General features: G+C 38.2%; 19 protein-coding genes. 3 read left to right on the top strand and 16 right to left on the bottom strand.

Translation table 11 applies throughout. The features are described from left to right. Positions 1–148 precede the first annotated feature (148 nt). From argA to argC, 6 genes are all read right to left on the bottom strand, one after another. Positions 149–1,456 carry an amino-acid N-acetyltransferase gene (argA, locus tag H4J50_RS13855; protein ID WP_108454658.1) on the bottom strand — a complete coding sequence of 436 codons (1,308 nt, stop codon included), beginning with the start codon at positions 1,454–1,456 and terminating at the stop codon, positions 149–151. Positions 1,457–1,503: 47 nt separating this feature from the next. Continuing rightward, complete coding sequence (gene argH, locus H4J50_RS13850) at positions 1,504–3,465, bottom strand: argininosuccinate lyase (protein ID WP_182257055.1); 1,962 nt, start codon at positions 3,463–3,465, stop codon at positions 1,504–1,506. Between the two features lie 21 nt (positions 3,466–3,486). Beyond that, complete coding sequence (locus H4J50_RS13845) at positions 3,487–4,731, bottom strand: argininosuccinate synthase (protein ID WP_108454656.1); 1,245 nt, start codon at positions 4,729–4,731, stop codon at positions 3,487–3,489. Positions 4,732–4,847: 116 nt separating this feature from the next. Then, positions 4,848–5,762, bottom strand: a complete 915-nt coding sequence (locus H4J50_RS13840) for an ornithine carbamoyltransferase (RefSeq protein ID WP_108454655.1) — start codon at positions 5,760–5,762, stop codon at positions 4,848–4,850. Positions 5,763–5,816: 54 nt separating this feature from the next. Beyond that, positions 5,817–6,608: an acetylglutamate kinase gene (gene argB / locus H4J50_RS13835; protein ID WP_108454654.1), complete on the bottom strand. Its 792-nt coding sequence runs from the start codon at positions 6,606–6,608 to the stop codon at positions 5,817–5,819. Continuing rightward, positions 6,605–7,645, bottom strand: coding sequence for an N-acetyl-gamma-glutamyl-phosphate reductase (argC, locus tag H4J50_RS13830; RefSeq protein WP_182257054.1), 1,041 nt, complete (start codon positions 7,643–7,645; stop codon positions 6,605–6,607). The genes argB and argC overlap by 4 nt, the downstream gene beginning before the upstream one ends. 315 nt (positions 7,646–7,960) lie before the next feature. Between argC and argE the strand changes: the two genes are divergently transcribed. Beyond that, positions 7,961–9,121 (top strand): acetylornithine deacetylase, encoded by a 1,161-nt coding sequence (gene argE, locus H4J50_RS13825; RefSeq protein ID WP_182257053.1) that lies wholly within the window; start codon positions 7,961–7,963, stop codon positions 9,119–9,121. Positions 9,122–9,185: 64 nt separating this feature from the next. On the opposite strand, the gene H4J50_RS13820 is transcribed toward argE, so the two are convergent. Next, a complete protein-coding gene (locus tag H4J50_RS13820) occupies positions 9,186–10,640 on the bottom strand; it encodes a hypothetical protein (protein WP_182257052.1) in 1,455 nt (484 codons plus the stop codon). A gap of 405 nt (positions 10,641–11,045) precedes the next feature. On the opposite strand from H4J50_RS13820, the gene H4J50_RS13815 reads away from it, so the two are divergent. Further along, complete coding sequence (locus H4J50_RS13815; RefSeq protein ID WP_108454650.1) at positions 11,046–11,237, top strand: DUF2970 domain-containing protein; 192 nt, start codon at positions 11,046–11,048, stop codon at positions 11,235–11,237. Between the two features lie 141 nt (positions 11,238–11,378). On the opposite strand, the gene H4J50_RS13810 is transcribed toward H4J50_RS13815, so the two are convergent. The 9 genes from H4J50_RS13810 to H4J50_RS13770 all read right to left on the bottom strand — a co-directional run bounded on the left by H4J50_RS13810 (position 11,379) and on the right by H4J50_RS13770 (position 20,204). Next, the gene (locus tag H4J50_RS13810) at positions 11,379–12,194 is read right to left on the bottom strand and encodes a Dam family site-specific DNA-(adenine-N6)-methyltransferase (RefSeq protein WP_108454649.1); all 816 of its coding nucleotides are present in this window, start codon (positions 12,192–12,194) and stop codon (positions 11,379–11,381) included. Positions 12,195–12,273: 79 nt separating this feature from the next. Then, positions 12,274–13,602: a hypothetical protein gene (locus H4J50_RS13805; RefSeq protein ID WP_182257051.1), complete on the bottom strand. Its 1,329-nt coding sequence runs from the start codon at positions 13,600–13,602 to the stop codon at positions 12,274–12,276. Between the two features lie 22 nt (positions 13,603–13,624). Then, positions 13,625–14,689: a 3-dehydroquinate synthase gene (aroB, locus tag H4J50_RS13800; protein ID WP_182257050.1), complete on the bottom strand. Its 1,065-nt coding sequence runs from the start codon at positions 14,687–14,689 to the stop codon at positions 13,625–13,627. An 11-nt stretch (positions 14,690–14,700) separates the two neighbouring features. Beyond that, positions 14,701–15,219, bottom strand: coding sequence for a shikimate kinase AroK (gene aroK, locus H4J50_RS13795; protein ID WP_081150979.1), 519 nt, complete (start codon positions 15,217–15,219; stop codon positions 14,701–14,703). A gap of 144 nt (positions 15,220–15,363) precedes the next feature. Next, positions 15,364–17,367 carry a type IV pilus secretin PilQ gene (locus tag H4J50_RS13790; protein WP_259366251.1) on the bottom strand — a complete coding sequence of 668 codons (2,004 nt, stop codon included), beginning with the start codon at positions 17,365–17,367 and terminating at the stop codon, positions 15,364–15,366. Positions 17,368–17,420: 53 nt separating this feature from the next. Next, positions 17,421–17,954, bottom strand: coding sequence for a pilus assembly protein PilP (locus tag H4J50_RS13785; RefSeq protein ID WP_182257049.1), 534 nt, complete (start codon positions 17,952–17,954; stop codon positions 17,421–17,423). Next, the gene (locus H4J50_RS13780; protein WP_108454645.1) at positions 17,954–18,559 is read right to left on the bottom strand and encodes a type 4a pilus biogenesis protein PilO; all 606 of its coding nucleotides are present in this window, start codon (positions 18,557–18,559) and stop codon (positions 17,954–17,956) included. Before H4J50_RS13780 ends, H4J50_RS13785 begins: the two co-directional genes overlap by 1 nt. Continuing rightward, positions 18,559–19,137, bottom strand: coding sequence for a PilN domain-containing protein (locus H4J50_RS13775; protein WP_108454644.1), 579 nt, complete (start codon positions 19,135–19,137; stop codon positions 18,559–18,561). Before H4J50_RS13775 ends, H4J50_RS13780 begins: the two co-directional genes overlap by 1 nt. Then, a complete protein-coding gene (locus H4J50_RS13770) occupies positions 19,125–20,204 on the bottom strand; it encodes a pilus assembly protein PilM (protein ID WP_108454643.1) in 1,080 nt (359 codons plus the stop codon). The genes H4J50_RS13775 and H4J50_RS13770 overlap by 13 nt, the downstream gene beginning before the upstream one ends. A 131-nt stretch (positions 20,205–20,335) precedes the next feature. Between H4J50_RS13770 and H4J50_RS13765 the strand changes: the two genes are divergently transcribed. Continuing rightward, complete coding sequence (locus H4J50_RS13765) at positions 20,336–22,924, top strand: penicillin-binding protein 1A (RefSeq protein ID WP_182257048.1); 2,589 nt, start codon at positions 20,336–20,338, stop codon at positions 22,922–22,924. Positions 22,925–23,157: the final 233 nt, after the last annotated feature.

Genomic DNA, 23,157 nt, shown 5'->3' with positions numbered 1-23,157 from the left:
ATATTACCTAGTATGCACAAAAACAAATTCTATTGAAATGATTTGTTATAATTTGTAACCGATATTAAGTATAGCGTTGGTAAATGTTAGAGGCACAAAAAAAGCAACCTTGCTGGTTGCTTTTTATATCTATGGTAAGCGTCAATAATTAAATGGCTTTAGTAAATGCCTTAGACTTACGTTGAATGTTATACATCTTTTGCTTACCTTCTGGAAGGTTTTCAATGGCTTGCTCACTATAACCTTGTTCAATAAACCAATGAGCACTAACCGTAGTTAAGACGAAAATAGAATTGAGGCTTTGCCTTTTAGCTGCTTCTTCAAGCGCTTGAATTAGCCTAATACCTCGATTACCACCTCGATAATCAGGGTGAATGACTAAACAGGCAATTTCACCTGTTTTAGCCTCCGGGTAAGGGTAAAGTGCTGCACAAGCGATAATAACGTCTTCTTTTTTAATCACGGTAAAGCGATCAATTTCAATTTCAAGTAACTCACGAGAACGCTTTACAAGTACACCTTCTTCTTCGAGAGGGGCAATTAATTCTAAAATACCACCAACATCATCAATATTGGCAGCCGACAGTTGCTCTTGATAATCTTTAGCTATTAGGGTGCCTGCACCATCACGCGTGAACAGCTCTTGTAATAAAGCACTATCGCTGGTGTAGCTGACACTATGACAACGCTCAACACCTTGTTTACCACACTGGATAATGGCTTTTAACAGTAATTGTTGTACATGATCTTTTTGATCGGCAAGCAGTTGACTAACCGTCGCAATACCACAACTTCGGATTAACGCACCTTTTTTATCGATTAAACCATCTTGTTCGGTTAAGGTGATTAACTTATCTGCTTTTAAGGCAATTGCAGCCTGTGCTGCAACATCTTCTAACGCTAAATTAAACACTTCGCCTGTTGACGAATAACCTACTGGCGATAGCAATACTATTGAACCAAAATTCAATTGTGTATTAATGCCCTCAGCATCAATTCTGCGTACTAAACCACTATGTTTAAAATCAATACCGTCACGAACACCAATGGGCTTAGCAATAACAAAGTTACCCGTGCTAACCCGTATTTGTGCACCATGCATCGGCGAATTAACTAAGCCCATAGTTAGCAGGGCTTCAATATGAATACGCAGTGAACCGGTAGCGTCTTTAACAGCGAGTAAAGTCTCTGCATCGGTAATTCGAATGTTGTTTTCTATGTGCTGTGGCAGTGCGCGAGCGGTTAACCGCTCTTCTATTTGCACGCGCGCACCATGCACTAAAACTAACTTCACACCTAAACTTCTTAGTAAAGCAATATCATGAATAATATTAGCAAAATTAGCATGTTGCACTGCTTCTCCGCCAAACATTAACACAAAGGTTTTACCGCGATGGGCGTTAATATAGGGCGCAGCACTTCTAAACCACTTTACATTTTCTTCATTACTATTCATGACATTTGTTCACTAATATCGATCACTTACTACCAATGCTAAAACGACTATGCTTCTTCTGCACAGCGATTAACAATATATTCCATCGCCACTTCATCTGCAGGGTCTTTATGCGGACTTTGCTCACTGTCTTCAATAATATTGTCAGCTAATGAGTTTTTATCAATTAAGTTAAAGCCTAATTGCTCAAAATATTGTGGAATATAAGTCAGCACTATAATTTTTTGTAGTTGAATTTGATGAGCAAATTCTAATAAATATTGTACTAGCGCTTGCCCTTGGCCTTGACCATGAGCGCTTTTATCAATAACGACCGAGCGAATTTCAGCTAGTCCCGTTTGATAAATATAAAGTGATGCACAACCCACAACAACACCGTCAACCTCTGCGACAACAAAATTTTGTACGTCATGAATAATATTGTCGCGACTGCGCGGTAATATTTCTCCAAGCTCTGCCCAGTAATCAACTAACGCCGAAATACTATCAATGTCTGACATTCTTGCTCTTCGCACCGACATAGCGGCTGCTCGTTGCGCATTCAAACGTTGTTTAACTTGTTTTAAGGTCATGTTGATTTGCGTTTTACTTGGTGCCCCTAAAACTTGTGTGTTTAGAGTATCTTGATTATCAGATAAAAGATTACCCGACTGCACTTCTGCTAAGGCTTTTTCAACTTGTTGACGAGAAGTACCACCTATTGCACCACGCTTATCTAAACACGACTCAATGGATAAATGTTGGTAAACATCTTGCTCTATTCTGTCACTAAATTTTTGTAATTGCGCAATCGAGAAGTCTTCTAGTGCATGGCCAGCATCGATTGCCGCCAATACCACTTCACCAACAATATGATGTGCTTCGCGAAATGGAATATCTTTACTTACAAGATAGTCAGCAAGCTCGGTTGAGTTTGCATAACCTTGTTGAGCAGCAGCTAATGTACGGGCACGGTTTACCGTTAAACCTTCTGCAACTAAAACAGCCATTTGCATACATTCTTGCCACGTATCAAGCGCGTCAAATAAACCTTCTTTGTCTTCTTGCATATCTTTATTGTAGGCAAGCGGTAAGGCTTTCATTGTCATCATCATACCGGTAAGAGAGCCCATTACTCGGCCTGCTTTACCACGCAGTAATTCACAAGCATCTGGGTTTTTCTTTTGCGGCATTAATGATGAGCCAGAGCTAACCAAATCGCTCATTTCAACAAAACCGGCTTCGCCTGAATTGTAAAACACTAAATCTTCTGCAAAACGTGACAAGTGCATCATGCTGATACTGGCAGTTGATAATAACTCAATGACATGATCACGGTCTGAAACTGCATCTAAACTATTCAGCGTTGCGCTTCTAAAACCAAGGTTATGGGCCAGTTTTTCACGATCAATCGGGTAAGCTGTACCCGCTAAGGCGCCTGAGCCTAATGGCGAAGTGTCTGCACGATATAAAGCATCTTTTAAACGCCCTATATCACGGTTAAACATTTCAACATAAGCCAAACACCAATGACCAAAGGTAATCGGTTGAGCACGTTGTAAATGGGTATAGCCTGGCAGTACCGTATTACGTTCACGTTCAGCAAGATCTAGCATAGCTTGTTGTAAGTTCACTAATGCATAAAGTAAATCACTACCAGTTTCCTTGCACCAAAGTTTTAAATCAGTGGCAACTTGGTCATTACGGCTGCGGCCGGTATGCAATTTCTTGCCTAAATCACCCGTTTTTTCAATGAGGTTAATTTCTACCCAGCTGTGTATGTCTTCAGCATCGGAAGCTAAAATTTGCTTCGGATTTTCTTCTACTGAAGCTTTTAACTCTAACAGTGCTGCTTTCAATTCTTGAAATTCTGCTTGGCTTAGCACATCAACCGTAGTTAATGCTTCTGCCCAAGCAATTGATCCAACAATGTCTTGCACTGCCATACGATAGTCAACAGGTAAAGAGTCATTAAACTTTTTAAACTGTACACTCGCTTGCTCTTTAAACCGTCCGCCCCATAATGCCATGGCTAAATTCCTCTACCTTTTTTATTTCTTTTCAGTTAGTACTGAGTCTGCTTGTTTTAGTGCGGTTATTCTACTTGATAAACTGAACAAACGAATAAAACCTTCTGCATGTTTTTGGTCGTAAACATCGTCAGCACCGAAAGTAGCAAACTCTTCTGAATATAAACTGTTTGGTGAACGACGTTGAGTGACTTGCGCCATGCCTTTATAAAGTTTTACTACTACATCACCGGTAACTTTTTCAGCAAAAGATGCTGCTGAAGCAAGCTGCGCTTTAGCAAGTGGCGTAAACCAACGGCCGTCATAAATTACGTGTGAAAACTCATGACCAACCGATTCACGATATTTAAGTGATTCTTTGTCTAGAATAAGTGATTCTAAACCTTTATAGGCTGCCATTAATACGGTGCCACCTGGAGTTTCGTAACAACCACGTGACTTCATACCTACTAAACGGTTTTCAACAATATCAATGCGGCCTACACCATGAGCGGCGGCTTTTTCATTTAAATACATTAATGACTGATACGCTGACATAGGTTTACCATCAACGGCAACTAACTCACCTGCTTCAAAACTTAACATGACTTTGCCAGCTTCATTAGGTGCATCCATTGGATCAACCGTCATGGTCCATACTTCTTTTGAAGGCTCACACCAAGGGTCTTCTAACTCACCACCTTCATGCGATATATGCCACGCATTTGCATCACGGCTATAAATTTTTGTTAAAGAGGCAGCACAAGGAATATTACGTTCAGCTAAATAATCTAATAAGTCTTCACGTGAAACCATGTCCCACTCACGCCATGGCGCAATAACTGTTAACTGTGGAGCTAAAGCAGCAAAACAAGCTTCGAAACGTACTTGGTCATTACCTTTACCAGTACAACCGTGACAAACGGCATCAGCGCCAACTTTTAAGGCAATTTCAATATGAGCTTTAGCAATCACTGGACGTGCCATTGAAGTACCTAACAAATATTGTCCTTCATAAACCGCACCAGTTTTGATGATAGGATAAATATAGTCTTTAACATATTCTTCTTTTAGGTCAACTACATAACATTCTGATGCACCTGACGCTATCGCTTTTTCTTTAATGCCAACAAGCTCTTCTTCGCCTTGTCCAACATCAGCACAAAATGCGACGACTTCACAGCCATCATAATTCTCTTTTAACCAAGGAATAATTGCTGATGTATCTAAACCGCCAGAATAGGCCAATACGACTTTTTTAATGTTTTTCTTTGCTGCTAATGCCATGATCTTTTTCCTTTACAATTTTTTATCATCAGTCTAGCTAACTCTATGGAATTGGCTAGGCTAAAAAGTATTTTTAAAATTAAATATGATTTATTTGTTTAATAATAACTGCGTGATTAGTCCGCTAATAATGTAACTAACACGGCATTTTGTGCCCACATACGATTTTCTGCAGATTGAAAAGCCACTGACATTTCGCTATCGAATAACTCGGTGGTAATTTCTTCTTCAAGGTGAGCCGGCTGACAATGCATAACTATACTTGCCCCTGCTGTAGCCATTAATTCATGGTTAACTTGATATGGCTTAAAGGTTGCTAAAATATCAGCGACGTTGGTGTTACTGCCCATAGATATCCAAGTATCAGTATAAATAGCGTCTTGTTGACCTAACGCTGAAATATCGTGGCTAAAAAATAATTTACTGCCTGATATTTCGCTAAATTTCACTGCCTTATTAAGCATGGTTTCATCTGGACCATGACCTTGTGGACAAACTAACGTGAAATCAACACCGATAATAGCCGCCATAATCATTAATGAATTTGACACATTATTGGCATCACCAACATAGGCGAGCTTGATGGTGGTTAAATCAGAAAAGTTTTCTGCAAGGGTGACAAAATCAGCTAATGCTTGGCATGGGTGATATACATCACACAACGCATTAATCACTGGTACGCTGCCATGTGCAGCCAATTGCTCAATAGAACTGTTACTAAATACGCGAGCAACAATGGCGTCGGCATAACACGATAGGTTTTTAGCGTAGTCGCTAACCCTTTCACGATCACCTAACTTACCATTTTGTTGGCCTAAGTAAAGTGCATGCCCACCTAATTTATTGATACCGATATCAAAACTGACATGTGTTCTTAAAGACGGCTTCTCAAATATCATTGCAACCGACTTGCCCGCTAAAGCCTGATTGTATTTTTTAGGCTGCTGTTTAATATCACGTGCTAAGGCAATTAAATCGAGTATTTGTTGTTTATTTAGCTGATCATCAGCTAAGAAATGTTCTAAATTCATTAAAATTATATCCTGTACGAAAACGAGTTCACGACGTGTTTTGGTTAATTATGTTTAACTAACACTTGGCTGTATTCGGGTACCTACGTTGGCACCATTGAGTAAATCGATAATTTGCTCAGGCGATTGCCAACTAGCAACCGCGATACTTCGTCGTAACTTATTTGCCGCTTGCAACGCTGCATTTACTTTTGCGGTCATGCCTCCAGCAATAACACCGCTACTAATCAGCGCTTCTGCTTGCTCACGATTAAGTGAACTTAAATATTCTCCTGTAGCACCTTTAACGCCATTAACATCAGTAAGTAATAGCAGCTCAGCATTGAGTAACTGACATATCGCAACGGCGGCATCATCAGCATTTACATTTACGAGCTCACCATTTTCTAAAGCACCAATTGACGAAACAATAGGTAAAAAGTTAGCTTTTAACAGTGTATCCAGTAATGCGCTACTAAAAGGCTTAGGTACGCCTACTTGCCCTAACTCTAAAGGGCTTAAGTCACATTGAACCATTTTGCCATCAGTAAGAGATAAGCCAACTGCAGCTAGCTTCAAGCTAGCTGCAGTTGCAACGATAGCTTTATTAACACTTCCCGCAAGGGCACCACTAATAATTGGCATTTGCGCTTTTGGTGTCACACGTAAACCGTGCTTTTTCTCGGTTGTAAATCCTGCTTGGGCAAGCATTTCATCTACAACGCAACCGCCGCCGTGTACTATCACGACAGGCTGATCTTTTAAACTAGCAATAACTGACAATAATGCTGTCAAAGCGAAAGTGTTACCTTGGTTGTAGCCATCTAAAATAGCCCCACCAATTTTTATCACGACGGGTTTTTTCATAAACTTTTCCCTGGCATCAATAAACTATATTCACTCGGTAGACCTAAGCTAATATTAGCGCATTGTATTGCTTGTGATGCTGCACCTTTTAATAAGTTATCAATAGCGCAACTTACAACAACAACATGCTTAGCTTCATCGACTTGCCAATGCACATCGGCAAATGGGGTATGAGCGACATTGTCTATTTTAGGCCACGTATTAACTATTCTTACTAACGGAGTGTTTTGATATGCTTGTGTATAGGCTTCGTCAACTTGCTGACTAGTTACATCAGATTTTAACTGTAATGTTACTGTCACTAATAAACCACGCTTATAAGGCGCTAAGTGCGGATTAAAAATCACCTCAGCATTGGCTTCTTGACTAATTTCAGGTTGGTGTCTGTGTTGTAAAATATTATAAGGCGTTAAACTCACTTCACAAAAACTTGTTGCTAAAGACGCTTTACGCCCAGCACCCGTTACCCCACTAATGCCATTAACGACAATAAGTGAATTTTCTTGATGAAGTGCATTACTGGTAATGGGTTTTAACGACAACAAACTAGCGGTTGGATAACAACCTGGCACAGCAATAAGCATACTAGATGCAATTTCATCGGCTTGCCATTCAGCTAAACCGTACTGAGCTTGTTCAAGTGCTTTTAACGATTGGTGTTCAAAACCATAATGGATAGGATAATGTGTCGCATCTTTTAAGCGAAACCCGCCAGACAGATCAAAAACTTTAATACCTTGTTCAATAAAGGCTTGTGCCCATTGCGCACTAAATTCATGAGGAGTAGCAAAAAATACGGCATCTATACCATGCGCAGGCGAACTAATGTGTTGATCAAACCATTGCTGCGAAAAAGAATGCAGGGGTAAAGCACATATCCCCTGCCAGCGAGCATGTAATTCCGCAAAAGTTTTACCACTAGAAGTACTATTTTCAGACACTAACAAATGTTGAATTGATATTTTATTGTGCTGCGTTAGCAACCCAATTAATTCAGCACCTACATAACCACTTGCACCTATAACTACAACGTTCATTTACTTACCATTTAGCTTATGATTAGAAATTACAACGGCTGTGTTATTAATACGATACGTTTGCAATTCTATTCAACTTTGACCGATTACTTTCTAGCTATTATTAATAAACTCAATAAACTAACTAAAAAGCCATGACTTCCAAGACCTAATATATGACTCTATCGTCGTCGCATAGTTGAATACATTACATACATTTTCATAGTGTGGTTAAATTAGGCTATTTACATTGTGGTGCTAAAGTATCATCATATAACTAGTTATGCAACTAAATCGCATAACTACCCATGAAATAATTTTAGGTTACTATATATAATGAAAAGTACGCAATTAAAACTACCCAACTTTACTCAAGCCATTAGTCAACTAATAGCGCAACCCAGCATTAGTTCATCGCAAGCAAGCTGGGATCAAAGTAATGAAAGTGTCATAAACCTACTGGCCGCTTGGTTCGAAACCCTTGGTTTTGACATTACTATTCAACCAGTGCCAGGGTCGAAAGGTAAATTTAATATGCTAGCTAAATTAGGCACGGGTGATGGCGGCTTATTACTCGCTGGCCACAGTGACACAGTACCTTTTGATGAAAACCGCTGGTTATCTGACCCACTTAAAGTTACCGATAGCGATAATAAACTCTTTGGCCTGGGTAGCTGCGATATGAAAGGCTTCTTTGCCTTTATCTTGCAGGTTTGCCAACAAATAGACCTGAAGTTATTAAAGAAGCCATTATATATTTTAGCTACTGCTGATGAAGAAACCACGATGGCAGGCGCACGATTTTTTGCTGATAGCGGTATTATAAAGCCTGATGTTGCTATTATAGGTGAGCCAACCAATTTAGTGCCGGTAGTTATGCATAAAGGGCATATGTCTCATAAAATTAGCATTAAAGGACAAGCTGGTCACTCCAGTAAGCCTGCAAGTGGTGTTAATGCTATTGAGATAATGCATCAAGTCATTAGTGAGTTATTTAAGCTGAGAGAAAAACTTAACCTGAGTTATCAAAATGAAGCTTTTGATGTTCAAACACCAACAATGAACTTAGGCGCAATTCGTGGTGGCGATAATGCTAATAGAATTTGTGGCCATTGTGAGCTCGATATTGATATGCGTTCTTTACCGGGCATGAAAGACGAAGAGTTGGTTTCTTGGTTATCAACGGCATTAGCGCCCATAGCAGAAAAATACCCTGGACGCTTAACCATAAACGAACTAGATCCAAGCTCGCCGAGCTTTGAACAAACAGTAGAAAGTGATTTAGTGCTAACGGCTGAGAAGCTTTCTGGCCATAGTTGTTGTGCCGTTAACTACGCAACAGAAGCACCTTTTATTCAACAGTTAGGTTGTCAGACTATTGTTATGGGGCCAGGTTCAATTGACCAAGCTCATCAACCTAATGAATATTTAGCACATAGTGAAATTACAAAAACAGAGCTATTACTGACAAAAATCATCCATCATTATTGCTTTTAATTTTTGTTTTTATCCTCTGTTTTAACCAAAAAGCGTAAGCAAGATTATTGTTAATCTTGCTTACCTAATTGTAATTCATACGATTCCAAAGTTTTTGATTAATTTTTTGTGTGAAAAATTCTTCAGGCTGCCAGCAACGTGGAAGTAAATCGAGTTTTTTACGTTCAAGATAATTGGATGATAGTAACTCTAAAATTTCGTTCAGCCTTTCTTTGTTGATGCTTGAAAACTCTTTCGCTGTTTCGACAAAATAAAGATTATTAGTTTTTTTAACAACCAAGTCATGACCATGGCCAATAAATGCCAACTGCCGAGTTGCTATTCTACATATCGGTTCATTAGATTTCTCTGGGTATAATTGGGTTACAATGGCATATTCGTAACGAACGTTTTGATCGCTATCCTTGGGGATATAAATAACACCAAACCCTTGTGGGAAATCGCCAGTAATTTTATATAAGCTGTCTACAACACCACGGCAACAATTACCACGCTCTGCATTTTGATATAAAGCTTGGTATACCTTAGGCAGTAATTTGTAGTTGTAATTATCTTTAGTTGATAAAACAATGGCGGTATATATTTGGGGGATTTTTAATATATTTCCCACCCCTAGCTTTGGCTGTATACTTCCTTTAAGTAACTGTTTAACAAAACGCAATTTATTAGTTTCGACTTTATTAAAAGTATTTCTTTCTTCTTTTGAGTTACCTAAATACATTACTACGCCGATACCATTAACAAGATACTTCATCGTTTCGCGATAATTTATTTGTAATAGGGCTTTGCGTTCTTCAACGTTTAATGCACGAAATACACTTTTTTTACCATCACTGCCTTGCATAATCATCTGTGCATCAGGATGGTAATTACCAATATCTTGCAGAATAGCAGCCATTAGCATGGGTATTTTTACATGATCGACAAACTCAAGATAAGCGGCTTCGTTCTCATTACGAAGATCTTGATAGTCATATTCAGATATTTTAGCTAGCTCTTGGGTTAAATAAGCACCTGACGAAAGGGTTTTCAAACAGATTTGATCAAGTAACCTTAAAGTAAGCACTCCACGATATAAAGGCTTACTGCGCTCATTTACGCTGGCAACTTTACTGCCTTCTGTTGGTGATAACAGTTGAATGGTTCCTAGAAGCTCTGCAGATTTTTTGTTAGTGTCTGCACGAGTTTCGCCTTCACATAATTCGATTATATCTCGACATACTAACTGTAGCTGTTGCGCCCGCTCATTACTTTGCTGTCGTAATACTTGTAGATAATCTCGTTGTTCACGTTTCAGGTTAGTCAGTTTATTTTTACTTTTATCACTGCCCACACTCACTAATCTAGTAATCTCATTATTGAGTTTATCGAGCTTACGTTGTGATAATGCTTCTAGTTCAAAATAACTAATAGCTCTTTCCAAGACAGAGTCTTTTAAAGGGCTACGGCCATAAATTTTACTTAATAAAATTTTCACCTTGGCTGTAAAATTAGTATCACCTGTTAAATATTTCGACATGAATTCCGTTCAATAAAAATAATACCTATTGGTATAATGCTAATACAGTACAACCTTAAAACCTATACTTGGCTGCTCAATCAGTGGCTTAATTATTACTTTTTATACTTTAACCTTATGCAATATAATGAAAATATCAATACAAAAATAGCTAAAAAACTGAAAAATTACAAAATGTTGATAAATTTACATCATTCTTAGTTTTATATAAAAGTAAAGTGCATAACCGAGCAATAATTAAGCAAGTATTATTTGTCCAACTTAACTTGAATACCGTTTAGAAGAGCTAGTTCTGTTTAGGTGTGCACCAAGTGATTAAAAAAGCGTGTTGCTTGATAGATATTACGCATTAGCACATACTGCTAAAATGCGCTTAAATAACTCATTAATCGTTTAAGGATAGTAATGGCCTCAAGTAACTTTAAGAAAACATTTAAAAGTGTCGGTGCGGCATTTTTTGGCGTACAAAGTGATAAAAATAGGGAAAGAGATTTTACTGAGGGGAAATTCAGCCATTTCATTATTGCCGGGGTCATTGCAGTGGTGATATTCATAGCCTCATTAATTGCTATCGTTAGCCTCATTTTACCAAGCTAAAAACCTATTCTAAGATTAACCAACCCCGTATCTAGGCTTAATGGCAACATCAAGCTATAAGTTTACTTATTAACGGTTCTTGCTTACCTTTATTGCCGAATTGCTAAATAAATGGCAATGGTCTTAAGCGCCGGTTACATATTAATATAGCGCGAGAAGTTCAGAGACCTTATTACGTTTACTGCCTTTTTGGCTAATTGTTCTAGAGACTTCTATTGAATGTTGCTTTTTTGCATGCTCATAAATTTTTCTAGTCCAAATAGTATCGTGATTACTAATAAGCACAGATATATTTGGTACTTTAGTCACTTCTTCAGCAACATTAGCTAAATCAGCTTGCTCATCTAAGCCAAAACCATTACCTGAATAACTCGTAAAGCTAGCCGTTTTACTTAATGGCACGTATGGCGGATCGCAATAAATAACATCTCCCGATTTTGCATGAGCAAAAGTTTGTCGATATCCATCACAAATAAATATCGCTTTTGCCGCCTTTTCTGAAAAATAAATCAGTTCAGCTTCAGGAAAATATGGACGTTTGTATTTACCAAAAGGCACATTATAACCACCAGATTTATTGTATCGGCATAATCCATTATAACCATGTCGATTCATATATAAAAAAACTAGAGATCTAAAGTAGGGATCTGAGCTTGCATTAAACTCTTTACGTAATTGGTAATATTTTTCGGCTTGGTTATATTCAGGGGTAAAAAATCGTCGTGCATCGGCAATAAATTTATCAGGTGTGCGTTGAACAATTCGATAAAGATTAACAAGATCCTGATTGATATCGCTCAGTAAATATTCGTCATAATCACTATTCAGAAAAACCGACCCTGCACCGACAAAAGGTTCAATCAGTCGATTTCCTTTTGGCAACATAGAGTTTATGACATCGCTTAGTGCGTATTTACCACCTGCCCACTTTAAAAATGCTCGATGTTTCTTCTTCATGACACCTACAAACTATAAAAATTAAAACCAGATGATTAGTATCTGAAAAGTAAGCGGGGATTGTATCCTGAATCAAGCTTTATTGGGAGAGTTGAAATGCATTGATTTCGTTATTCACCACACTTGTTGGCTTAATCCAAGGTTGTCGAGATAAAAGTGACTCGGGTAAACTTGATAAGGCTACTTGTGCTGAAGCTTTATCTTTATAAACCTTACTGGTAATAACCATCAAGGGTTTATCATTTAATTGACGTTGATAAATGTGATATTCAATCGTTGCTAATGCTGCTAGATATTTTGGCGGTAATTTTAAATCGCTAAAAGCTGATAATTGAATAACATACCCTGCTTTAGCTGCATAAAAATTATTATCCACTAGGAAATTATTAACTAAATTTGGCTCTACTTCAGTAGCTTTTACTTCAATTTTATCAATTTTTGGTTTTACCAATGATACATTCTCTGCTGCACTATCCGTTTGTTCAATGGTTATTGCATAGATAATATCCAACGGGGTCGCTGGTAATGGGAGCTCTTTTTTCATCACGCTTGTTTTGGGGTTGACTAACAACGAATAGATGTCTTCGGGGATCGCACTTTCTTTTGATGTTACTGTTTTTAATGTCGTGTCATCAAGAGCATCAAGAACCATAGTTTGTGGCTGTTCTAAAGTTTCTGTTAGCGATACCTTTTCAGACTTTAGAGCTGATATTGACTGCGTAAAATTGAAACTATCTAATTGTAAAAGGTTAATCACAACTGCAGAAATGGCTAAGCAAAAAAGTACTGCACCAAGTAACCATTTATTACGTTTAGTCAAAACCCAAGTTGTGCGACTCTTTTTAAATATAGCTGAAGTAGTTGATAATAATTGTCCAGATTGTGAAGATAACAAAGAAAGTTTATTATCAAATAAGCTTTTATTAACGGCGACATTCCTACCAGACTGTAATGAGCCAAACATAACAACATTAACGACTAAGTTTGCCTTTTTTGCAATTAAGGCTAATTGCGTTAACTCATGCATAACTTGTAAAGATAAATGTTGAGCACTGTCGAGCACAATACTAATACTTTGTTGTGATTTTTTAGCTAAATTTATCACACTTACGGCTAGCGAAATTTCAGGATCAAATAACTCGCCAGTGTATAATTGCTCAATAACACGACAACGAATTTGAATATTATTAAACTGCGATGAAAGGGCAACATAGGCTACATTATGCTGCTCGGGTAAGCTTGCTAGAAGTTGGTTTGAAATTGTGGCGTTTTGTTCAACGCTTTCATCAATAACCAGAATGGCTTGTTTTGAAAAACGTAAAATATAGTCGATACGCGCTTGAGCACTGATTTTTGTGACACTTGTAATATCGTTCGATATGTCAATATTTTGTGTTAACGCCGACATGCTTCACCTACTCTGAATATAATTACAGAATTTGCTGAAGGAGTTCCACGCTAACATCATCGTTAATTTCAGACTGGCCTATTGCCGTCGGAAGAATAAAACGAAGTTTACCGGCTAAACTCTTTTTATCGCGACGCATATGACAAATAAATTCATCAAAACCCATATTCTCGGGAGCGATCAGCGGTAAATCAAAAGCATTAAGTAAAGCTTCAATACGACGAAGATCTGACACTTCAAGCAAATTCATTGCTACTGATACTTTAGCAGCAAGTACCATGCCAGTAGCAACAGCTTCTCCGTGCAACCAATTACCATAACCTTGATCAGCTTCAATGGCATGACCAAAAGTGTGGCCGAGGTTTAATAATGCACGAACACCTGCTTCAGTTTCATCTTCTGCAACTATGGTTGCTTTGCACTGACAACAACGTTCAATCATTTGCATTAGGATAGTATTATCACCGGCCTTAATTGCATCTGTATGCTCTTCAAGCCAGGTAAAGAATTTTCCATCACCTAGTATTCCATACTTAACCACTTCAGCCATACCAGCGTTAAACTCTCTAACAGGTAAAGTAACTAAGCTTGCTAAGTCGATAAATACAGCTTTAGGTTGATAGAACGCGCCTATCATGTTTTTACCTAAGGGATGATTAACCGCGGTTTTACCACCAACAGATGAGTCTACTTGTGACAACACCGTTGTTGGAACTTGAATAAAATCAATACCACGCTGATAACATGCTGCAGCAAAACCCGTTATATCACCTATAACACCACCGCCTAATGCGATTAGTGTTGTATCTCTACCATGATTACCGGCAAGTAAGTGAGACATTATCCGTTCAAAATTTGCTAAACTTTTTTGAGCTTCACCATCAGGTAAAATGATTTCATCTACATCGAAATCCTTTAAGCTGGTTTTCATTTGCTCAATATATAGTGGAGCGACAATGTTATTACTAACAATGCAAACTCGCTTACTGCGGATATGACTAGACAGCAGTTTACTATTTGATAGTAATCCACTGTCTATATAGATTGGGTAGCTGCGAGAGCCAAGTTTAACGTGAAGAGTAGTCATAGGTATTTTGGTTAGAAATCTAATCGCTCTACTATTTTACTAGCTACAACCTTTGCACTTTGATCATCCGTTTGCACGATAACATCGGCAATTTCTTCATATAACGGATTACGCTCAACAGCTAGGTTTTCAAGTACAGTTCTAGGTTCTTCATCAGTTTGGAGTAGCGGACGGCGTCGGTCTCTTTGCGTGCGAGCAACTTGTTTATCTATAGTAGTTTCAAGATAGACAACAATACCGCGCGCTGATAAGCGATTGCGTACTTGAGCGCTAATCACAGAGCCACCACCAGTAGCTAAAACAATTCCCTGTTTTTCACTTAAGTCTTCAATGACTGATTCTTCTCTCAATCGAAAGCCTTCTTCACCTTCAAGATCAAAAACCCATGCGATATCAGCACCAGTACGACGCTCAATTTCTTGATCGGAATCAAAAAACTCTAAATGTAGCTTATCTGCTAATTCTCTACCAATGGTGCTTTTGCCTGCGCCCATTGGGCCTACAAGGAAAATATTACGTTTTTCTGCCATTAGATTAATTAATACTCGTTTATTTATTACGTGAACAGGTAAGAGGGAACCCCCCTCGAAAATTTCAAGGGCGCAATTATCGCAATTGTTGGGTACAAATTGCAAGCATGTAAGATGAAAACACCAACTTACATGCAAATTAACTTAAAATCTTTCCGTAACTATGCGTGGTGTAACGAATATTAGCAGTTCTTTTTTCTCATTAAAGTTACTACTATTCCTAAACATCCAACCAAAATACGGAATATCACCTAAAACTGGTACTTTTGATACCGAGCTAATAATTTGTTGTTGATAAATACCACCTAATACAATGGTCTCACCATTATTAACTAAAACTTGTGTGCCAATTCGCTGTGTATCGATTGCAGGTGCTGTGCCATTAGATACATCTGAGACGGTATCTTGGGTAACGACTAAGTCCAAGATTATTCTGTCATCCGGTGTAATATGAGGCGTGACCGTTAAACTTAATACCGCTTTTTTAAATTGGGTTGATGTTGCACCACTTGAAGCCGCTTCTTGATATGGAATTTCTACACCTTGTTCTATATAAGCTTCTTTCTGGTTAGCGGTAGTAATTCGAGGACTGGCAATAATTTCACCTTTGTTTTCTTTTTCCATCGCACTCAATTCAAGATCCAGAATCGTACCATCGGCTAATCGTGCCACCTGAAATGCAATGCTACCAGCCGGGCTTGCTACAGGTAAGTTAACATTAAGTCGGTCACTTAACGAAGGTATGATGCCATTGCCAGCACTTTCAGCACCAGACAAAGAACCAGATGTTGATGAGTCTGAACCCGTATCAGTTACGCCCCAACGAATACCTAACTCTTCATTAATATTATCTTTTACCGTTACCATACGAGATTCGATAATAACTTGGCGAACAGGAATATCTAACACAGAAACCATACGCTTAATATCTTCGATACTGGTTGCCGTATCTCGAATTAATAATGTATTGGTTCTTTCGTCAACACTCACGCTACCACGAAGTGATAAAATACTATTATCTTCATTCTTGATTAGCGCAGCAAATTCAGCCGCTTTTGCATAATTAACTTGTACATACTCAGAATATAAAGGCGCTAGCTCTTCTACTTGCTGTTGTGCTTGTAAATCACGAGCTTCTCTTGCAGCTAATTCATCGCTTGGTGCAACCATAAGAATGTTGCCTTCCATGCGTTTGTCTAAACCTTTCACTTTTAGAATAATATCGAGAGCCTGATCCCAAGGTACACCATCTAATCTCAGGGTAATATTACCGACAACGGTATCACTGGTGACTAAGTTAAAACCATTATAATCCGCAACAATTTGCAACACTGTACGTACAGAAATATCTTGGAAGTTCAATGATATAGCTCTACCACTAAAGTTTTCTTCTTCACCAAGGTAACCGTCTTGCTTAACTTTAGCGTTAACAGTTAATGAAAACACATCATTAAATTGCTGATGTTTATATTCAAATGGACCATTAATATCAACAACTAAACGCGCATTTCTCCCTTCCTTAAAGGTTTCAATGCCAGTAACCAAAGTGCCAAAGTCGGTCACATCTAACTTGTAAATGTAATCGTCTAAAATTTCAGTATTATGAAATTCAATATAAAGTTTGCCAAGTTTATCACTTACATCTACAGCGACTTTACTGTCGATAAGTTTCACTAATAACTGCGCTTCATTTTGTTGACCACGTTTAAAGTCAATATTATCTATTTGATTAATAAAGCCATGACCAAGTGGAATTAACTGGGTTACTGATGGGTTTACTTGCCCAGTATGTAAAGTTAACGCAAAGGTATTGCCTTTTTGGACTGCATCAAAAATTGAAAGGTGCTGCAAACTTACATCAGCAACAACTTTACCCGCAATTTTCTGTACGGTAATGTTATTAACGCCCGCGTGATCAATCAGCGTTGTAGCAACTGTGGGATTAAACTGATCTGCATCAAAAGTAATTCTAACTTGTGCAGGTGACATCGATGTAACCACTTCGGGCGCCACAGCGATATTGTCAGATAACTCAAACACTAATTCTATTTCGTTGTTTTGAATCGTATTATAGCTGATCCCAGTTAACTCGCTTGCCCACGAAAAAGTGGAAAATACGCATAAATAAGCGACTGTGACTAGCTTCATTTTTTTGCAATGTGTCATAAGATTATCGTTTTTGATTTTATTAAATAGCAACATTACTTCCTTTGCCCCTCTGCACTTGTCTCCGTCATGGTAACGACAGTTTCACGTTCCACCCAGCACCCAGCGCCATCTGGGATTAATTCTAGTACTTTTACATTATCTTGACTTACTGTGGTAATTTTCCCGTGGTTTAAACCCACATAGCTCCCAACAGCTACTCTGTGTAATGTTCTGTCAGACGCCTCGACGAGCGCCCAAGTAACACCTAATTCACCTAAAGTGCCACGCATGACCAAATTACTCAGAGAATATTTCTCCAATGGCTGTTTTCTTCGACGCGGATCAGGGCTCAAGCAGCCTGACATTTGTTGAATTTTTTCTTGAATTGCTTCTGGCTTTGGCACATCAAATGGACTGCGTAGAACGTCTGCTGAATAGTCAAAGTGATCGAAAACTCTAACTTCTGGCATTGGCTCTATCGTATTACCGGTTCCTGATTGTACCGTAGCAATATGTTGCTTTAAATCGTCAGTATCACTAAAACAGCCCGATAATATCACAGCACTTAATAAGATTAATTTCTTCATTATTCTGCTGCCTCCCGATAACGATAAGTTTTAGCTTGCAGCTTTAACTTTAAGTCACCTGATGCTTGCTTTTGTAAATTAATATCAAAGTCATGTAGCGTTACTATACGTGGCAATCCGGCAATTCTACTAACGAATTGGCCAAACTCATGATAAGTGCCGATGACTTCTATATCTATCGGTAACTCGATATAAATTTCTTGCTCTATCTCTGGTTGCCAATTTAGTTTTACAAAATTAAGCCCAGTAGTTGTACCAACAAAAGTAATGTCATCAAGTAAACCTGGTGTTTCATGGCTTTCGGGCAAACTTTTCAATTGATTAGCAAACATTGCTTCCGCTTCAATCATTTGTTGTTCAAATAATTCTAAGTTTGCCGCTATGTGATACTTAGCTTGGTATTGTTGCTTAAGCGTGGTTTCTTCAACAGTCACACGTTTAAGTTGTTCAATTTGATCGCTGATCATTAAAACATAACCTAAACCTAACACTAAGATAACCAAAAATATTGATAATACAATTTTTGCAGCTTTTGGCCATTGTCCAATATTATCAAGCTCTAAGCCATCGAATTGCTCCATAAATTCCGATAAATCAAAATTCATTATAGCGCTCCTTGACTAGTAGGTTCATTTAAATTGATCAACCCTTTGATTCGAACACGCATTTTGAAATCACTTAGTAATTTACTTTTTGCATCATTAGAGGTTATAGATTCAAGTATCGCATCTTCAAATAAATCAGAGCTTTCTATTTCTCTAATCATATTGGCTAAGTGGTTGTTAGATTCACTTTTACCGATAATATTTAAGCTGTTGCCTTGTTTTTCCAAACGTGTGAGATATATACCGTTTGGCACTACTTTTGCAATTTCGTCTAAGACTTGCGTACCTACATTTCGACTGCGTTGTAACTGTTCAACAACACTTGTGCGCTTTTGAAGTTCTTTTTTCTTTTCATTTAACGACTTTATTTTCGAAATTCTTAAATCTAATATTTGTATTTCATTTTGTAAGAATTGATTACGAGTCTGTTGACCGTCAATACGCATTTGATAAAATTGATTTACAGAAAACACAATCACAAATGCCACTAATGCCACAATAGTCAGTACGGTAAAGTACTCACGCTGTTTAGCTTTTTCGGCTTCTTCGCGCCATGGTAATAGATTTATATATGCCATGGTGTGAAACTCCTTAATGCTAAACCAGCCGCGACCATAAAGCGTGGCGCTGTTTTAGCTAACTCTTCTTGATTAATTGTGCTCGATACTTCCATGCCAGTAAAAGGGTTAGCTATTACCGTATGAATACCTAATTCTTCAGTTAACAGTTGTTCAACACCTTCAACTAAGGCACTGCCGCCTGATATCACTAAGTAATCAATTTTTTCTTTACCACTTGTTGTTAAAAACATCTGAATTGCACGACGAATTTGTTGAACTAAAATGGTATGAAATGGCGCTAAAACTTCGAAGGTATAATTAGGGGGTAGATCATCGGTCAATTTAGCAATTTCTGCCTCTTCAAACGATTTATTATAATAAGAAACAATTGAGCGAGTGTATTGTTCACCGCCAAATAACTGATCTCGACTGTAAATATGGTTGCCTGCTTCAGTAACGGAAAATAAAGTCATTGTTGCACCTAAATCTACGGTCGCTATAACTTTATCAGCAGCGTCATCAGGTAATTGATTTAATGTTAAGTCATAAGCTCGGCTGATAGCATAGGACTCTACATCAATAACTTTGGTATCAAAACCACCGGCTTCTAATGCAGCAACTCTTGCCTCAACAGACTCAGTTCGTGCAGCGCTTAGTAAAACATTAATTTTACTTGGGTCTGATTCATTAATATCAAGCGATTCAAAATCTAAACTTACTTCATCAAGTGGATATGGAATTAAACTATCCGCTTCAATTTCTATCTGGCTGGCCAGCTCTTGTTCATTTAGGGCAACATCCATATAGATGATTTTAGTAATTACCGTTTGTCCGGAAACTGCTGACGCCGCATGTCCAACTGAAGAGGTGATTTTTTTTCTTATTTTAGCAACAACTTTACCGACAGCGTCAATATCTTGAATTTCTCTGTCAACAATGGCGCCTCTTGGCATCGGCTCGATCGCGACAGTCTCTAGCACATAGCCGCCTTCATTTTGGTTCAGTAAAACCGCTTTAATAGAGTGAGAACCAATGTCAATTCCAACCATTAAGGAGGTCTTTTTTTTCCATAAACTACTTAACATAGAATCCTACTAGAACATTTTATTATAATAATATTAGGTAAAAAATTGGTATAAATACATTTATTACATGCTTTTACAGGATATACTAGTACTATTACGTCAATTTTATAACTTTTATCGAGCATTTTTTTGTGTTTTCTATAAAGAACCTGTTTAAAACGGGTGCTGTATTGATATTTATCGGATTTTTAGCACTCGCCGGAATTTATCTCTCAATGCGCTCGAGTCTACCTAGTGTTGAATCATTGAAAGATCTGCAGTGGCAAACGCCAATGCAGATATTTAGTGCTGACGGAAAACTCATTTCTCAATTCGGTGAAAAGAAACGCATCCCTTTAACCTTAGACGAAATGCCGCAACAATTAATCAATGCTATATTAGCAACTGAAGATGATCGTTTTTATTTGCATTTTGGTGTTGATCCAATTGGTATGGGTCGTGCCATTATAGGCCAGTTAACGGGGCAAAATAGAGGCGGCGCAAGTACCATTACCATGCAGGTGGCCCGAAACTTCTTCCTGACGAGAGAACAAACCTATGTGCGAAAAATTAGAGAAATATTTATTTCTTTCCACATTGAGAGCTTGCTGACGAAAGATGAAATTCTTGCGCTCTATATGAATAAAATTTCATTAGGGCATCGCTCATTTGGCTTTGGCGCCGCTGCTCAGGTTTATTACGGTAAAGAGACTAAAGAACTAACGCTCGCGCAAATAGCGGTATTAGCAGGTTTGCCAAAAGCTCCTTCAACTTTAAATCCAATTAGCCGACCTGATCGAGCATTGCAACGTAGAACAGTAGTATTACAAAGAATGTACGTGGCAGGCTATATTACTTCTCAAGAATTGGCCACTGCGAATCAAGAGCCCATGACGGCCATAAAGCATGGTGCTGAAATTGAATTAAGTGCACCTTACATAGCTGAAATGGCGCATCAAGAAATGGTCGATCGTTTTGGTAAAGAAGCCGCCTATACGGGGGGGTATAAAGTATTTACGACGGTTACATCTAAACTACAATATGCTGCTCAACAATCTGTGGTTAATAATATTTTTGCTTATGATCAGCGCCATGGTTACCGAGGACCCATCAGTACCATACGCCCTATTGATGAAACACTTACCAGTACGAGTGACACAAGCAGCACTGAAATAAAACCTATCAATGCTGAAGAAGCTATTGAAGCACTTAAGTCGCTCGATAGTTATCATTCCATTGTTCCTGCCGTTGTAACTCAAACATTTGAACAATCAGCTCAAGTTAGACTACAAGATGGTTCACTAGTCGATATTGATTGGCTTGGACTTGCTTGGGCACGTGCATACATCAATGATGACAAACAAGCAGCGCCTCCATCACTCGCTAAAGATATTTTATCTCCTGGTGATATTGTTATGGTTTCAGCAACTGAGTCAGGCTATCGACTAAGCCAGTTGCCAGAAGTAAGCGCAGCCCTTATATCGCTTGCTACAGATAATGGTGCAATAAAAGCGGCGGTGGGTGGCTTCAGTTTTACTCAAAGCCAATTTAATCGTGTCACACAAGCAAAACGTCAAGTTGGCTCTAACATCAAACCTTTTATATATTCTGCAGCCCTAGAAAATGGTTATACCTTGGCATCAATAGTTAACGATGCGCCAATTAACCAGTGGGATCGAAGTTCAGGTGTAGTTTGGCGTCCTAAAAATTCACCTCCTGTATATAACGGTGAAATACGATTTAGACTAGCATTAGCGCAATCAAAAAACGTTATCGCTGTTCGTTTACTTAGAGAAGTTGGCCTAGATAAAATTATTCCTTATTTAGCTACCTTTGGTTTCAATATTGATGATCTACCACGTAATGAATCCCTAGCCCTTGGTTCTGCTTCTTTAACACCGCTCGAAGTAGCTACTGGCTTCGCAACTTTTGCAAATGGTGGTTTTTTAATTAAACCTTACTTAATTGAACGTATTGAAGATTCATTCGGTAAAGTGTTGTTTCAAGCAAATCCTGCCATTGCGTGTGATGATTGCGATCAGTTAACAGATGAGCAACCTACGTTAGCAGATATCAATACTGAGAATGATGACTTTAATATTACTCATGACATAAATATTGTTGATGACATGGAATCTGAAGCACCACCAATCAACAAATCCCCGCGTATTATTAGCGCTCAAAATGCATTTCTAATGACTGAAGCACTGAATTCAGCTATTTGGGGAGCCGACTGGAATATAAAACCTTTTTGGCAAGGTACTGGTTTCCGTGCTCGAGTGCTAAAACGAAGAGATATTGCAGGTAAAACAGGTACAACTAATCAGGCAAAAGACGCGTGGTTTTCTGGCTACAGCCGTAGAATAGTTACTACGTCTTGGATTGGTTTTGACGACCCTAGTCGCAACCTTGGGCAAACAACCTATAACAGTAACCTCACTAAAGACCAAACAACAGGGAAAGAGTTTGGAGCCAAGTCTGCTCAGCCAGCCTGGATAGATTTTATGCAAGTGGCATTAACTGACCTACCTGTTGAACCTTTTGAACAACCGGTTGCATTAATGTCGGTTCGCATTGATAAAGTCTCTGGTAAATTAACCACTAAAACAGATAAATCGAGTCGTTTCGAATATTTTGAATTGGGCACAGCGCCAACCGAGTATATAAGTCAGGATGTCAGTAGTGAGATACTTGATGGTAACGATGTGGTTATCAATGCCGAAGACGGTATATTCGACTAAGTCTAACTTTTGTTGATCTTTCTAAATAGTTATTTATAAGTGCGACTTATTTTATTGAAAGATCAACAACCATCATAAAAAAGTTTCGTTATATAATACTTCGAAGCTAATTTTTGTTTCCATTCGAAATTTATATCCACTATTTTCATTTTTTATAATCCTTTTATGATCTTCTTTCATTGATAATTTCCTGACCAAACAGTCAACCACAACAAAAACATAAGCTACTGTTA

The sequence above is a fragment of the Colwellia sp. 6M3 genome, assembly GCF_014077595.1.
Taxonomy (GTDB): Bacteria; Pseudomonadota; Gammaproteobacteria; order Enterobacterales; family Alteromonadaceae; genus Cognaticolwellia.
Note: the sequence above shows the minus strand (reverse complement) of the source record. Positions and strands in the feature narration are given on the sequence as shown.

What these genes read in the sequence shown, in the direction of transcription:
- argA (WP_108454658.1), bottom strand. Translation starts at nt 1,456, where the DNA reads ATGAATAGTAATGAAGAAAATGTAAAGTGGTTTAGAAGTGCTGCGCCC.
- argH (WP_182257055.1), bottom strand. Translation starts at nt 3,465, where the DNA reads ATGGCATTATGGGGCGGACGGTTTAAAGAGCAAGCGAGTGTACAGTTT.
- H4J50_RS13845 (WP_108454656.1), bottom strand. Translation starts at nt 4,731, where the DNA reads ATGGCATTAGCAGCAAAGAAAAACATTAAAAAAGTCGTATTGGCCTAT.
- H4J50_RS13840 (WP_108454655.1), bottom strand. Translation starts at nt 5,762, where the DNA reads ATGAATTTAGAACATTTCTTAGCTGATGATCAGCTAAATAAACAACAA.
- argB (WP_108454654.1), bottom strand. Translation starts at nt 6,608, where the DNA reads ATGAAAAAACCCGTCGTGATAAAAATTGGTGGGGCTATTTTAGATGGC.
- argC (WP_182257054.1), bottom strand. Translation starts at nt 7,645, where the DNA reads ATGAACGTTGTAGTTATAGGTGCAAGTGGTTATGTAGGTGCTGAATTA.
- argE (WP_182257053.1), top strand. Translation starts at nt 7,961, where the DNA reads ATGAAAAGTACGCAATTAAAACTACCCAACTTTACTCAAGCCATTAGT.
- H4J50_RS13820 (WP_182257052.1), bottom strand. Translation starts at nt 10,640, where the DNA reads ATGTCGAAATATTTAACAGGTGATACTAATTTTACAGCCAAGGTGAAA.
- H4J50_RS13815 (WP_108454650.1), top strand. Translation starts at nt 11,046, where the DNA reads ATGGCCTCAAGTAACTTTAAGAAAACATTTAAAAGTGTCGGTGCGGCA.
- H4J50_RS13810 (WP_108454649.1), bottom strand. Translation starts at nt 12,194, where the DNA reads ATGAAGAAGAAACATCGAGCATTTTTAAAGTGGGCAGGTGGTAAATAC.
- H4J50_RS13805 (WP_182257051.1), bottom strand. Translation starts at nt 13,602, where the DNA reads ATGTCGGCGTTAACACAAAATATTGACATATCGAACGATATTACAAGT.
- aroB (WP_182257050.1), bottom strand. Translation starts at nt 14,689, where the DNA reads ATGACTACTCTTCACGTTAAACTTGGCTCTCGCAGCTACCCAATCTAT.
- aroK (WP_081150979.1), bottom strand. Translation starts at nt 15,219, where the DNA reads ATGGCAGAAAAACGTAATATTTTCCTTGTAGGCCCAATGGGCGCAGGC.
- H4J50_RS13790 (WP_259366251.1), bottom strand. Translation starts at nt 17,367, where the DNA reads ATGAAGCTAGTCACAGTCGCTTATTTATGCGTATTTTCCACTTTTTCG.
- H4J50_RS13785 (WP_182257049.1), bottom strand. Translation starts at nt 17,954, where the DNA reads ATGAAGAAATTAATCTTATTAAGTGCTGTGATATTATCGGGCTGTTTT.
- H4J50_RS13780 (WP_108454645.1), bottom strand. Translation starts at nt 18,559, where the DNA reads ATGAATTTTGATTTATCGGAATTTATGGAGCAATTCGATGGCTTAGAG.
- H4J50_RS13775 (WP_108454644.1), bottom strand. Translation starts at nt 19,137, where the DNA reads ATGGCATATATAAATCTATTACCATGGCGCGAAGAAGCCGAAAAAGCT.
- H4J50_RS13770 (WP_108454643.1), bottom strand. Translation starts at nt 20,204, where the DNA reads ATGTTAAGTAGTTTATGGAAAAAAAAGACCTCCTTAATGGTTGGAATT.